At 72.7% G+C, this 12,542-nt stretch carries 13 protein-coding genes and 1 pseudogene; 2 read left to right on the top strand and 12 right to left on the bottom strand.

The annotated features are described in order from the left end of the window. Positions 1–43 precede the first annotated feature (43 nt). Both K1T35_RS26870 and K1T35_RS26865 read right to left on the bottom strand, forming a co-directional pair. Positions 44–286 carry a hypothetical protein gene (locus K1T35_RS26870; protein WP_220254603.1) on the bottom strand — a complete coding sequence of 81 codons (243 nt, stop codon included), beginning with the start codon at positions 284–286 and terminating at the stop codon, positions 44–46. A gap of 316 nt (positions 287–602) precedes the next feature. Beyond that, entirely contained in the window at positions 603–1,016 is a 414-nt protein-coding gene (locus tag K1T35_RS26865) for a hypothetical protein (protein WP_220254602.1), read from the bottom strand. 150 nt (positions 1,017–1,166) lie between these two features. On the opposite strand from K1T35_RS26865, the pseudogene K1T35_RS49810 reads away from it, so the two are divergent. Both K1T35_RS49810 and K1T35_RS49075 read left to right on the top strand, forming a co-directional pair. Then, positions 1,167–1,397 (top strand): annotated as a pseudogene (locus tag K1T35_RS49810) (SDR family NAD(P)-dependent oxidoreductase); the annotation flags it as partial. A gap of 56 nt (positions 1,398–1,453) precedes the next feature. Beyond that, positions 1,454–1,588: a hypothetical protein gene (locus K1T35_RS49075; RefSeq protein WP_255620766.1), complete on the top strand. Its 135-nt coding sequence runs from the start codon at positions 1,454–1,456 to the stop codon at positions 1,586–1,588. Positions 1,589–1,606: 18 nt separating this feature from the next. Here the strand turns inward: K1T35_RS49075 and K1T35_RS26855 are convergent, their stop codons facing one another. The 10 genes from K1T35_RS26855 to K1T35_RS26810 form a co-directional block, all read right to left on the bottom strand. Next, positions 1,607–2,512, bottom strand: coding sequence for a LysR family transcriptional regulator (locus K1T35_RS26855; RefSeq protein ID WP_220254600.1), 906 nt, complete (start codon positions 2,510–2,512; stop codon positions 1,607–1,609). Between the two features lie 9 nt (positions 2,513–2,521). Continuing rightward, a complete protein-coding gene (locus K1T35_RS26850; RefSeq protein ID WP_220254599.1) occupies positions 2,522–3,457 on the bottom strand; it encodes an LLM class F420-dependent oxidoreductase in 936 nt (311 codons plus the stop codon). 68 nt (positions 3,458–3,525) lie between these two features. Further along, the gene (locus K1T35_RS26845; protein WP_220254598.1) at positions 3,526–4,809 is read right to left on the bottom strand and encodes a transporter; all 1,284 of its coding nucleotides are present in this window, start codon (positions 4,807–4,809) and stop codon (positions 3,526–3,528) included. 1 nt (position 4,810) lies between these two features. After that, complete coding sequence (locus K1T35_RS26840) at positions 4,811–5,428, bottom strand: hypothetical protein (RefSeq protein WP_220254597.1); 618 nt, start codon at positions 5,426–5,428, stop codon at positions 4,811–4,813. Further along, positions 5,425–7,554, bottom strand: a complete 2,130-nt coding sequence (locus K1T35_RS26835; RefSeq protein ID WP_220254596.1) for a hydantoinase/oxoprolinase family protein — start codon at positions 7,552–7,554, stop codon at positions 5,425–5,427. The genes K1T35_RS26840 and K1T35_RS26835 overlap by 4 nt, the downstream gene beginning before the upstream one ends. Positions 7,555–7,588: 34 nt before the next feature. After that, positions 7,589–8,851, bottom strand: coding sequence for an FAD-dependent oxidoreductase (locus K1T35_RS26830; protein WP_220254595.1), 1,263 nt, complete (start codon positions 8,849–8,851; stop codon positions 7,589–7,591). Then, positions 8,812–8,970, bottom strand: a complete 159-nt coding sequence (locus K1T35_RS26825; protein ID WP_220254594.1) for a hypothetical protein — start codon at positions 8,968–8,970, stop codon at positions 8,812–8,814. The genes K1T35_RS26830 and K1T35_RS26825 overlap by 40 nt, the downstream gene beginning before the upstream one ends. Beyond that, the gene (locus tag K1T35_RS26820) at positions 8,970–10,583 is read right to left on the bottom strand and encodes an FAD-dependent oxidoreductase (protein ID WP_220254593.1); all 1,614 of its coding nucleotides are present in this window, start codon (positions 10,581–10,583) and stop codon (positions 8,970–8,972) included. Before K1T35_RS26820 ends, K1T35_RS26825 begins: the two co-directional genes overlap by 1 nt. Positions 10,584–10,596: 13 nt before the next feature. Further along, positions 10,597–11,670 carry a LacI family DNA-binding transcriptional regulator gene (locus K1T35_RS26815; RefSeq protein WP_220254592.1) on the bottom strand — a complete coding sequence of 358 codons (1,074 nt, stop codon included), beginning with the start codon at positions 11,668–11,670 and terminating at the stop codon, positions 10,597–10,599. Further along, complete coding sequence (locus K1T35_RS26810) at positions 11,667–12,434, bottom strand: SDR family NAD(P)-dependent oxidoreductase (protein ID WP_220254591.1); 768 nt, start codon at positions 12,432–12,434, stop codon at positions 11,667–11,669. Before K1T35_RS26810 ends, K1T35_RS26815 begins: the two co-directional genes overlap by 4 nt. Between the last annotated feature and the right edge of the window lie 108 nt (positions 12,435–12,542).

Raw genomic sequence — 12,542 nt, 5'->3', positions numbered from 1 at the left:
TCTGGACAGGCGGCAGTGCCCGCTCGGTGGCGGGTGGTGCCGACTACACCCGGATGACCTGGAGTTCCGACATCAGGTCGGGAGGCGCTCGATCGTCCTGCGGTGAGCCGACGGAGGCGGTATCGCGATCCCGGCAAGCCGGACGGACGGTGACGGCCGACGTCGCCGGCTCGGCCGCGGGTTGGCCGCCGGAGTGGGCCTGCACGAGGTACCCGCACCCCATCTCGCCATCGTCGCCGTGCCCGGCCGGGTCATGATCGACCTCATGCCCGGCGATGGCGGCCACGTCGGTGACGGGACTGTGGGAGTGCGGCCCGAGCAGATGCCCCATCAATGCCGCAACCGCCACGACCGCCAGGGCCGTGCTCGCCCACAACAGGACGAACCGGCGTGTGGTGATCCGAAGTGACGGCTGCATGCAGGCGTGACCGCCCAACTGGATGGGAGACGGCGACAGGCTACCAACAGCGCAGGTCCCGGAGACCGGCCCGTCATGCGCCGGTCGCGGTGTCGATCGAGACCGTTGATCACCGCGCTGACCTGCCGGTATCGGGTGCAGGTGGTCGTTGTCGCGACCATGGCCAACCGATACGCCGGATCAGTTAGTTGTAGCGCCGGAGGATCTCCTCCATCTCGTCGAGGCCGCGCCACTTCTCGAGGAGGAACTCGCAGACCTGCTGGTCGGTCATCTCGGGGAACTCCTCGGCCATGGCGGTGAGGAGGCGGTCCGCCTCCTCCCTGCTCAGACCTCGGGTCAGCGCCTCGCTCAGATACCGCTGGCGCGCGGCGGAGGGGCGCCCGCCGCCCACACCGCGCCCGGGAAGGCCATCCCGCCACTGCACGATCTCGTCCAATCTGCGCTCCGCCCAGCCGGGAGCCCCGTCGACCTCGACGTCGGGTTCGGGGAACGGGTGGGCGGAGTCGCTGGGGTAGCGGGAGCGCCACTTGTGCACGGCGTGCCGGCTCACCTCGAGCGCCTCGGCGATGCCGAGAACACCGAGGTAGCGCTCCGTCATGACGAAAACCTTGTCTCTTGTGTGGTCAGAGTATTCCTCGGGCTCAACCTCGTCAACGGACGGGACGACGTTACCGCCACAACATCTCGTGGACGCGGCCACCGCGCATCGCTGTTTCCGGTCGGCGCCAGAAGCGGCGTGGGTCGTGCCATGACTGCTCCAGCCCGTACCACCGCCCGTGACCTCGACGGCAAGGTCGCCATCGTCGTCGGGGGTTCCCGCAACATGGGAGCCGAGTTCGCGGTGGGTCTCGCCGCCCGCGGCGCCACGACCGTGATCAGCTACGCCGGGGACGTGGATGTCGCCGCGAAGACCCTCGCCCGGCTCGAGGAGCACGGAGTGAGCGCCGAGGCCGTGCGGACCGACGCGACCGACGCGGCGCAGATCCCGTCGACACCCCGTTCTTCCACGGCGCCGAGTCGCCGGAGTCCGCGGCGATGGCCGCCGGGTTCGTCCCGCAGAACCGGCTCGGGACGCCGTCGGACATCGCCCCGATGGTCGGCTTCCTCGTGGGTGCGGAGGCGGGCTGGGTGAGCGGTCAGACCCTGCGGGTCAACGGCGCAATGTACTGATTCAGGAGATGGACCGACTCACGAGTCGTGCCAGCCGGTCAGTGCCCGCACCTCGGCGATCAGGCGGGATACCAGCGCGGAGGGCGACTCGGGCGTCCACACGGCGACGAGCGTGCTCGGCTCGGCGTCGGTGACAGGGAGCCAGCGGACGCGCGGGCTGGGGAAGTAGCGGCTGATCGGTTCCGGCGCGAGCCAGACGCCACGGCCGCGGGCCACGAGCAGCAGGTGGTCCTCGCTGCGGTCGGCCGCCGGCCCGCGCTTGGCGAGGCGGCCGCCAGGCCGTGGTTCGGCGAGCCAGTGGGCGAGCACATTCGCGGCCACTGGGCCCGCCGGCCGGATGACGGGCTCGTCGGCCAGGTCGGCGAGCTGCACCTGTCGTCGGCCCGCGAGCGGATGATCGGCGGCGAGCGCGACCATCCGCCGGTCCGAACGCACCGGGGCGTAGGGGAGCCGGGGATCGCCGATCGGCGCCCAGAGGAACGCCGCGTCGACGGCGCCCGTCGCCAGCAGCGTCAGCTCCTCGGGCAGCGTGGACGCCGTGGTGAGCTCGATGTCCACGCCGGGGACCCGTGCTTCGATGGCCTCGGTGACCTCCAGCGCGAACTCGGCGGTCGCGTGGGGTTTGCAGGCGAGCCGCAGCTTGCCGGACTCGCCGCGGGCGACGCCACGCACCCGCTCGACGAGCCGGTCGACGTGCTCGAGTGCGGCGGGCCCGCCCGTGGCGAGCTCGCGTCCGGCCGCGGTGAGCAGCACGCCGCGGGAGGTGCGGACGAGCAGCGCGACGCCGAGCGTGTGCTCCAGCTGCCGCATCTGCGCCGATACGGCCTGCTGGGCGAGGTGTAGTCGGGCCGAAGCCCGGGTGATGCCGCCCTCTTCGGCGACAGCGAGGAACGACTGCAGCAAACGCAGGTCCAGCTCCGGCACGCGGTCACCCTATTGGGTGACGGCCTCGCTCCGCATCAGTTCCACCACCGATTCGAACGCTTCGTAATACGGCTCGTGCACGGTGATGTAGGAGAAGCCGTAGCGCTCACGGGAGGCCCGCAGCTGCTCGGCCATCTGCGCGACCGTGCCGATCAGCAGGAACGGGGTTTCGAGGGCCTCGTCGACCGTCATCTCGCCATCGAAGCGCCTGACCAGCTCCTCCGCGGCCGCGCGGCGGTCGTCGGTGGGCACGACCATCTGCACGAGCACGTGCCACTCGACGTCGCCCGCCCGGCCGCCCGCCTGCTCGCGCGCGAACCGCACGCGGTCGTCGGCGTCCGCGGCGGTACCGAGGCGGAACGTCCCCGGCGGCTTGCCCTCGATCTGGTAGACGCCCGCGATGCCGATGATGTCGGCGTACCGCGCGGCGATCGACAGCACCCGGTCACCCGTGCCGCCGACGATGAGCGGCGGGCCGGAGCCGTCGAACCCGGTGCGCTGGATCGGGAGCGGGGAGCGCCCTCCTGGCAGTGCCGCCAGGTCGGAGGTGAAGAACCGGCGCAGCTCGGTGATCGTCTCCTCGAGCCGACGCGCCCGCGCGCCGAAGGGCTCCCACGGGATGCCGGCGGTGTCGAACTCCCACTTCATGTGCCCTGAGCCCAGCCCGAGCTCCAGCCGGCCGTCGGAGAGGATGTCGATCGACGCCGCCTCCCTGGCCAGCAGCGCGGGGTTCCAGAACGGCGCGTTCAGCACGAGCGTGCCGACCCGCAGGTGCTCGGTGGCGTCGGCCGCGGCCTGCAGCACCGGGAACGGGGCCGGGGCACCGAGGTGATCGGGGGCGAAGATGGTGTGGAACCCGGCGCTCTCCGCGCGCCGGCACCGCTCCTGCAGCGCTTCTCGTGACGGGATCCCGAAGACGTTGGCGGAGAACCGGAAGTCGCGCACGCGATCAGCCTGCCGAGGGTCTCCCCGCCGCACAACCGTGGTTCACCCCGCGCAGACCCGGGTACCACTCATAGGAACCGCACGGCAGTCAGGATGAGCCCGCCGACCGCCACCGCCCAGGTGTAGGGCAGCGTCTGCAGCATCACCCGCTCGACCCGCACCCCCGCGTATCCCGCGCTCCACACCGTCTGGGTGCTCGTCGGGTCGGACACGCCGAGGGTCTGGTTGTACGACGCCATCACGCCGAGCACCGCCTGTGGCACGTACGCCCCGCTGGCGATGAGGACGCCTGCGAGCCCGGCACCCATGCCGTACACGTTGAACGGTCCCCGGTAGAGGCACAGCGGCGTGAGCAGCCCGAGGATCAGCACGAACAGCACCGGGTGGGTGGGGATCACCGCGGTGACGATCGGGCGCAGCGCCTCGACCGAGCCGGGCAGCTTGACCGCGGCGAGCAGGATGCCGATCGCCGCGAAGAGCAGCAGCGGGGGGATGGCGGTGTCGAAGCTGCGGTGCAGCGTCCGCAGCCCGACGGCCGCGAGCCGGCTCGGCCGCGTGGTGGTGACCAGCGCGTAGCAGACGCCGACGAGCAGCGCGGGGATGATCGGGACGTCGAGCAGCAGCGCCAGCACGATCGGCACCAGCGGCGTGATCAGCGAGTACCACGGGGCGCCCCCCGTGCGGCGCTCCCTCGCCGGCCGCGCGCGCTCCGGGGCGATGGCGGCCCACGCGTGCTGCACCCCGCGGCGCCGCGATTCGACGACGACGTAGACGACGCCGATCACCAGCACGATCGGGAAGAGCGTGAGCTGGAAGTCGCGCACCGTCTCGACCGGGATCTCCAGTGTCTGCGACAGGTACTGCCATGAGATCAACTCGAACGGGATGCCCGCGCTCAGGCCGAACACGACGGTGCCCGCTGCGGTGATCGGGGGGACACCCATGGCGATCATGGTGGGGATACCGATGATCCCGACCAGCATCGCGGCGGGAGCGGAGCCGGTGACCGTCCCGACGAGAATGCCGACGACGAACACGCCGAGCGCGACGACATAGGGGCGGTCGCCGCCCAGCTCGACGGTCTTGCGGATCAACGTCGAGGCGATGCCGGTCTCACCCATGATCGAGCCGAGCCACGAGCCGATCACGATGGCGGCCATCGTGGCGGCGAGCGCCACGGCTCCGGTCTGCAGCACGGTCGTCGTGATGCTGTTCTTCTCGCCCATCAGCGGTGCCCCGGCCATGAGGCCGATCACGACACCGAGCAGCACGAGCACGAACGCCGTCGGCACCTTCCGCGTGAGCATCACGCCGACGCCGACGGCCATGACCAGGAGAATCGCGATACCCATCTCAGATGTCCCTCTCGGCAGGCTGTCGGATACCGGCGGCGAGCTCGCCCAGCGCCGCGGTGAGCAGGACCGGGGTGCGTCCCAGGCCGGCCGACTCTGCGGCGAAGCCGTGGGCGGCCATCTCGGCGGCGCCCACGACGTGCGCGGGCACCGACCAGCGCCCGATCCGCAGCGCGACCTTCCCGACGCGGTGGCGGAGCGCGGCGGCGGCCGGGCCGTGCAGCAGCTGGTGCGCTGTCTCGTGCGCGGTGGCGGCGGCCCGCACGCTGCCGGCCGGGTACCAGTCGCGCCAGCCGATGTCGTCGATCAGCACCTCGGCCCGCTCGACGGCGTCGCGGTAGATCAGCACGCGCGCGGGCCGGCTGCGGTATTCGGCGAGCAGGATGCGCCGCCCGGGTTCGATGCCCCCGCTCGTCTCGGTGACGGGCAGGGGCGCGGGCCGCCGGGCCGTGCGGGCGAGTTCGCGGCCGAAGGCGAGCGCGGATGCGGCCCAGCCGCTGAGGGTGTCCGGGTCGACCGCGGCGTGCACGGCCAGTTGCCCGAGCAACTTCCCTCCGATGTCCGCGTCCGACCGTCCGGCGAGCTCGACGCACCTTTGCGCCAGGACCGCGGTATTCACGAGCGCTCCTCGACGACCAGCACGACGTCCTCTTCGTCGGCGCGCCCCGATAGCTCGGTGTCGGCGAGCGCGAGCACCTGGTCGGCGTGGGTGACGCCGGCGAGGTTGACCAGCCGCCCGGCGACGAGCAGGTGGATCGCGGGCACCCGCGCCCCGCTGTCGCCGTAGGCGGTGAACTCGTCGAGGGCCTTCGTCAGCGCCGCGCGGGCCGCGCCGACCGTGGAGCCGCGCACCTCGGCGTGCGGGCTGGTGAAGCGGACGAGGCCGTCGGAGTCGACGACGCGAACCGGGTGTCGTGGCCGGCTCACCCTGCCGATCAGCCCGCCGCGGGCGCGCTCGGCGGTGTAGACGCGGAACTGCGGGGTGGTCGCGGCGGTGCGGACCGCGGCGACGTCGACGCGCATGCTCCGGGCGGCGGCATCGGCGGCGGTCTGCTCGGAGGCTTTCTCCGACGCAGGCGTGTGCAGGTCTGTGGCGCCGGTCGCGACCGCCGCGACGACGTTGCGCTGCGGGTCGACCGACACGTCGACCTCGATGGTGGCCGGCGAGGCGCCCTGCGCCAGAACCGCCCGTTCCGCCTCGGCCCGCACCGAGAGGATGTCCTGCCGGTTCGGCTCGGGGATGACCCGCTCGACGGTGTCGCGCACCAGCGCGAGTGCCACGCCGATCGGGCTGATGACGGAGCTGTTGGCGGCGATCCGGGCGGGGAGGTCCATCGTGGACCCGAGGTGCAGGGCCACGGTGGCCGCGCCACCGCCCCCTCCGACCAGCTCGAGGCCATCCCGCTCGAGCCGGTAGTCCTTGATCAGCTCGTCGACCACCTCCCGGACCCGGCCGGCCGCGCGATCGAGGATCTGCCGCGCAGCGTCGTCGACCGAGTAGCGCAGGCGCGCGGCGAGCGGCTCGATCGCCAGACGGGCCGCCGCAGGCTCTGCGAAGGCGTAGTCGCCACGGGGCACGATGCCGAGCGCGTTCGCCGCACAGGTGACGGTGATCGCGAAGCGGCCGTGGTCGGTGACGACGACGGCGTAGTCGGCCGGGTCACCCTCCATCGGCCGTTCCAGCTCCAGTCGGCCGCCGCGCACCAGCTCCGGGTCGGCGAAGCAGCCGTAGTCCAGGCCGGCGATGTGCGCGCTGCGCGGCCCGACGTCCGCGACCCGGCCACCGGAGACGCGGACCAGGGAGCCGCCCCCGATGCCGACCGTGCGCACGTCGAGGGACTTTAGGTAGGTCGTGTAGCCGCCGACCTTCGCGTACGAGACGGCGACGCGGCCGTCGCGGATGACGGAGATGTCGGTGGACGTCCCGCCGGTTTCCAGGAAGACGCTCTCGCTCACCCGCTCGGCGAGCAGCGCGCCCGCGGCACCCGCGGCCGGTCCGCTGAGGATCGTCAGCAGGGGCCTGCGGCGCATCTCGTCGAGGGACATCACGCCGCCGTCGCAGCGCATCACCATGAGCGGCGCGTGGATCCCGGCGTGGTCGATGCTGCTGCGGACCAGCTCGGCGGTGCCGAGCATGCGCGGCAGGATGCTGGCGTTCAGCGCCGCGGTGCGCGCCCGCTTCTTCAGCCCGTAGAGCTTGCTGATGTCGTGCGTCGCCGTGGCCGGCAGCCGCTGCGACTCCGCGGCGTGGACGACGGCCAGCTCCCCATCGGGGTCGTCGACGCTGAACGCCTCCACCCCGACGACCACCTCGGCGCCTGCCCGGTGCACGGCCGCCACGGCGCCCGGCACCTGCGACGGCGCCGTGGCGTGGGCGTAGGCCAGCGGGAGGTGCTTGCCCGGCGCCAGCTCGAGGCGGGACAGGTGGCGCACCGATCGGGTGCGCCAGCCGTCCAGCCCGCGGCCAAGGCCGACGACCCCGACGGTCGCGACGTCGCCCTCCAACAGGGCATTCGTCGCCTGCGTCGTGCCGTGGGCGAGGAAGACCACGTCGTCGGCGCTGCGCCCGCAGTTCTCCAGCAGCTCCTTGAGCGCGTTGATGATCCCGCGCGCCACCCCGTCGGGGTGCCGGTGCGTGGTCAGCACCTTCGCGGTCCCGATCAGCTCGAGGCTCGTCGCGTCGATCGCCACGGCATCGGTGAACGTTCCTCCGACGTCGATCCCGACCCTGATGGGCGTCGTCATCCGGCACCAACTCCTCTTCGTCGAGGTGGGGAGGTCAGGCCAGGGCGAGGGATTCCTCGCCCAGGTAGGCGCCCTGCTCGCGCAGCCGCCGCTGCAGCTCGGGCACCGGGACGAGCCGCGGGGACGTGCCCCCGGCCACCGCGAGTGCCGCCGCGGTGCCCGCGGCCTCGCCCATGGCGAAGGCGGGCGGCATGACGCGGATCGCGCCGAGCGCCTCGTGGGTGGCCGACACGCACCGGCCGGCGACGAGCACGTCCTCCAGGCCGCGCGGGAGCAGGCTGCGGTAGGGCATCTCGTAGGCGTTCGCGGTGCTGTACGACGGCGTGATCCCGCCGCCCGCGCCGTTCGGGTCGTGGATGTCGACGGGGTAGGCGCACAGGCCGATCACGTCGTCGAAGTGGCGGCCGGTCTGCAGGTCCTCGATGGACAGCTCGTAGTCGCCCATGATCCGCCGGCTCTCCCGTACCCCGACCGTCGCCGCGGTGTCGAGCAGCGAGGACGCCTCGAATCCAGGCAGCTCGGCGCGGAAGAAGTCGACGAGCGCCATGGCCTGGTCGCGGCCCTCGATCTCGGCCGCGGTGAGGTCGCGCACCTGCGTGCCGTCGCGGCCCAGCACCCGGGTGGTGTTGATCCGCCACACGCCGGGTCGCATGGTCTTGTACATCCCGACGCCCATCCGGGGCGAGGGGAACCGGCCGTCCTCGCGCGCCGCCGCGACGATCCCGGCGTACGGCCGCCGGTCCTCCGGGTGCGTGCGGATGTACTCGACCACGCGGTCGTCGTCGACGCCCTGCACCCGGAAGAACAGCGTCATCGGCTGGGTCCGGCCGTCCGAGTGGCGGCCGACGCGCACCTCGGCGCCGGCCCGCGCGGCCACGTCCCCGTCGCCCGTGGCGTCCACGGTGACCCGGGCGGTGAGCGCCTGCAGGCCGTTCTTGTTCGCCACCACGATTCCGCGCACGTGCCCGTCCTCGACGAGGGTGTCGGCGACGAAGGAATGCAGGAGCAGCTCCACACCGGACTCCCGGCACATCTGCAGGCCCACGGTCTTCGCCGCCTCCGGCTCGAACGGGGTGACCTTGTCGTGCCCGTAGACGATGAAGCCGGAGTACTCGTCGCCCGCCCGGGTCTGCGAGGGGTGCAGCGCGTCGCCGCGCTCGGCCATCCGCCGCACGAACTCGTCGAACACACCCTTGATCAGCTGCTGCTCGCCGTCGAGGGAGTACGACGTCATGCACGGGCCGACGAGCCCTGCGGTCAGGTTCCCGCCGAGATAGCCGTACTGCTCGACCAGCATGGTCCGGGCGCCGCCCCGCGCCGCCGCGACCGCGGCGCGAGCCCGGCAGGCCCGCCGCCCGCGACCAGCACGTCGACGTCGGCGGCGACGTCGAGCTCGCGAGCGTAGGTGATCGTCATCAGTACCCCTTGATCTCCGGCCAGTGCCGCTCGACGCCCCCGCGCTCGAGGAGCCGGGTGAACTCGTCCCTGCGGTCGCGGTCGGCGTGCACCTGGTGCGGTTCGCTGCCGGTCTCGACGCAGTGGGCCGCCAGCAGGCCCGCGACCTCACCGACGTTCCACTCGACGGGGTGCAGCCGGAAGCAGCCGTTGCTGACGTGGGTCGTCCCGATGTTCTTGGCGGCGGGGAGCAGGTTGCGCACCCGCTGCGGCACGAGCGAGCCGAGCGGGATCTCGAACGGCACGCTCTCCAGGTCGATGTAGGTGTCGCCGCCCGTCGACGGGTGCAGGTCGAGGTGGTAGCTGCCGACGCCGACCGAGTCCTCGCGCACGCGCACGACGTGGGCTCCGCGCACGGCGAGCGACACATCGTTCTCGGTGACCGTGGTCAACGCCCGGATCCGGCGGGACTCCCGCAGGTAGGGTGCCTTCGCCAGGCCGTCGGCGGTGCCGGTGACGTCGGCGCGCAGGCGCAGCCCCGGCCACCCGGTGCCGCCGTCGTGGCGGGGTGCCTCGGTCTGCAGCCAGTACAGCAGCGACCGGCTCAGCTGCTTGGCGTCGGCCAGGTGGCGCGCCGCGACGTCCGGCTCGACGTCGATCACGCTGCCCAGCCAGTAGTCGTTGAGCGGCCAGTTGACCAGCGTGATGTCGGAGGCGAACGCCCCCGGCGTGTGGAGGTCGCGCGCGAGGATGCGGCGGAAGAGCCAGAGGTCGAGGTCGCCCGCCGCCTTGCTCTGGTCGGCGACGACGCCGAGCGGGTCGTCGCCAGGGTTCGGCGCGAAGTGCCGAGGCGTCGGTTCCAGGGTCCGCGGGTGCGGCGCCAGCAGCCCGATGAGCGGGCCCGGCCAGAACTCCGGCTGGTAGGAGCGCCAGAAGTCGTAACGCTCCGGACAGTCGATGGTGTGGTCCTCGCCGGGCCGGTGGTCCAGCGCGAAGCAGAACGTGAACCCCTGCATGTTCTGCGGGTTCGCCACGGCAGGCGCGTGCGGCTCGTCGTGGTCGGACTGCGCCTCGGCCCCGGTGACGTACTCGGTCTTCGTCAGTGCCAGTAGGTCGCCCGTCTCGGTCGCGTCGACGACGTACGGCGCCGAGACCACGATCCGCCGCCCGTCGCGCCGGTTGAGCAGCTCGACCGGGCCGACGCGGTCGCCGTCGCACTCCGCGCCGACCGGCACCGTCTCCAGCAGCACGGTCAGCCGTCCGGCCGCGCGGTGCGGAGCCAGCATCGCCTCCAGCACGGCGAGGGAGACCCGCGGCTCGTGGCAGAGCTTGCTCACCCGGCCGGCACCAGGGTTGAGGTTCGCCAGCCGGGCGGCCTCCGCGCGCAGCGGGTACCAGCGGCGGTAGTGCTCGCGGATCCCGTCGCGCAGCGCGCGGTAGGACGCGGTCGCGCCGAACTGCTCGATCCACGGGTGCTCGTCCGGCGGCACGGCCTGACTGGTCAGCTGCCCACCGACCCAGTCGGTCTCCTCGGTCAGCACGACGTCGCGACCCGCCCGGCAGGCGGCGAGGGCCGCGGCGACACCGCCGAGGCCACCTCCGACGACGAGCACGTCAGCACGCAGTTCGAGCACTTCTCTCCTGTTCCTAGGGGGTACGGGGACCGGTGGTCTCGCCCGGCACGAACGCGCAGGCCATCAGGGACTGCCGGCGAGGCGCAGGCACGGGTGTGCCGGAGAGCAGGTCGATCATGAGATCGACCGCGGCCCGGCCCATCTCGCGGCGCGGCACGGCGAACCCGGTCGGGACGGGCTCACCCGCGGGCTGCACGACGTACTCGCCGAGCATCGCCAGCGACACGTCCTGCGGGCACCGCAGGCCCGCCCCCGCGATCGCGCGGGTGACGGCGCGGGCGACGACGCTGGTGTCGGTGGCCTCCGTGACGAAGGCCGTGACCCCGGCCTCGACCTCGGCCCGCACCCAGTCGGCGGTGACCTCCTCCGCCGCGGCGGCCAGCACGGGCGGCGCGCCGCCGGCGAACCCGGCATCGGCGAGCCCCTGCAGCACACCGGCCTGGCGGTCCTCGGACGCAAGTGCGACGTCCTGCTCCCGGACGTAGCGGATCTTCTCGTGGCCGAGCCCCGCGAGGTGGAGGACGACGTCGCGGCTGGCGGAGACGTAGTCGGCGCCGACGTAGGGCAGCCGGTCGCCGAGCTCGTTCCGGCGTCCGATGTAGACGATCGGGAAATCGTCGTCGAGCAGCCGCCCGATCTCGTCGCGCGGGACCTTGCGGCCGAACAGGATGCAACCGTCGGCCAGCCGCAGGCGGTGGATCGCGTCGGCCCGCCCCGGCGCCTGCCGGCTCGCCGGTGCGGCGCCGGTGAACAGCACGATGTCGTAGCCGCGCGCCCCCGCCTGCTCCTCGATGCCGGCGAGGAACGGGTAGTAGGAGTTCTCGATGTCGACCGGGAACGTGGCGCTGAACGTGTGCACGCCGAGCAGGTAGTTCTGCCTGCGGGCCAGCCGCAGCGCCGCCGGGTCGGCGACGTAGCCCAGCTCCTTCGCCGCCGCGTGCACGCGCTGCACCGTGCCGGCGGCGAGGCCGACGACGTCCGGCTTCCCGCCGAGCACGAGCGACACGGTGGCCTGCGAGACCCCGGCCACCTTGGCGATGTCGGCCTGCCGAGGACGCGGTCTGCGCGTTCCGCTCGCTCGTCTCATCGGAGCATCGACCCGCCGTCGACGTCGAGCGTCGCGCCGTAGACGAAGGACGCCACCGCGGAGCTGAGGAACAGGATGGCACCGGCCATGTCGGCCGGGTCGCCCATCCGCCGCATCGGGAGCCCCGCCGCGATCCGCTCCTTCACCTCGGCGGGGATGCCGCTGTGCAGCGGGGTGTCGGACGGCCCGGGCGCGAGCGCGTTGATCCGGACGCCGCGCCCGGCGAACTCGCGGGCCACCGACTTCACGATCGAGAGCACACCGGCCTTGCTCGCGGCGTACGGGGCGTCGGCAATCACGCCACCGCCGCCGCGGAAGCCGGCGTCGGAGGCGACCAGCACGATTGTTCCGTTCCCTGCCTCGAGCATCCGGTGCAGCGCCTGCTGCGTCACCAGGGCGGATCCGACCAGGTTGATGTCGAGCACCCGCCGCCAGTGCGCCGCGTCCGCCTCGAGGAAGCGTGTCGCCGCGATCACCGCGGCGCAGTGCGCGACGTGGTCGAGCCGGCCGTAGGTGGCATCGATGCGCTCGAACGCCGCCGCCACCGAATCCGGGTCGGAGACGTCGACGGCCAGCGGGAGTGCCTCGGGGAGCTCGCCCGCGACGCCGTCGAGCGCGCCGGCGTCGACGTCGGCGAGGACGACGTCGGCACCGTGCTCGGCGAATGCGCGGGCCGTCTCCCGGCCCATCCCGCTCGCGGCTCCGGTGATCAGCGCGACGCGACCGGCGAACTCGTCGACGCGGAAGGACTGCCATGGCTTCATCGCGGGCACCTAATACTCATCTAATACGCTTTAGATCGCCGGCGCCCACTGTGATGCTCGAATCGCGCGATTGTCAACCCGTCCGGCGCTGGTGATCTCGGCGAGCCA

Origin of the sequence: Pseudonocardia sp. DSM 110487, assembly GCF_019468565.1 — a bacterium.
Classification (GTDB): domain Bacteria; phylum Actinomycetota; class Actinomycetes; order Mycobacteriales; family Pseudonocardiaceae; genus Pseudonocardia.
Note: the sequence above shows the minus strand (reverse complement) of the source record. Positions and strands in the feature narration are given on the sequence as shown.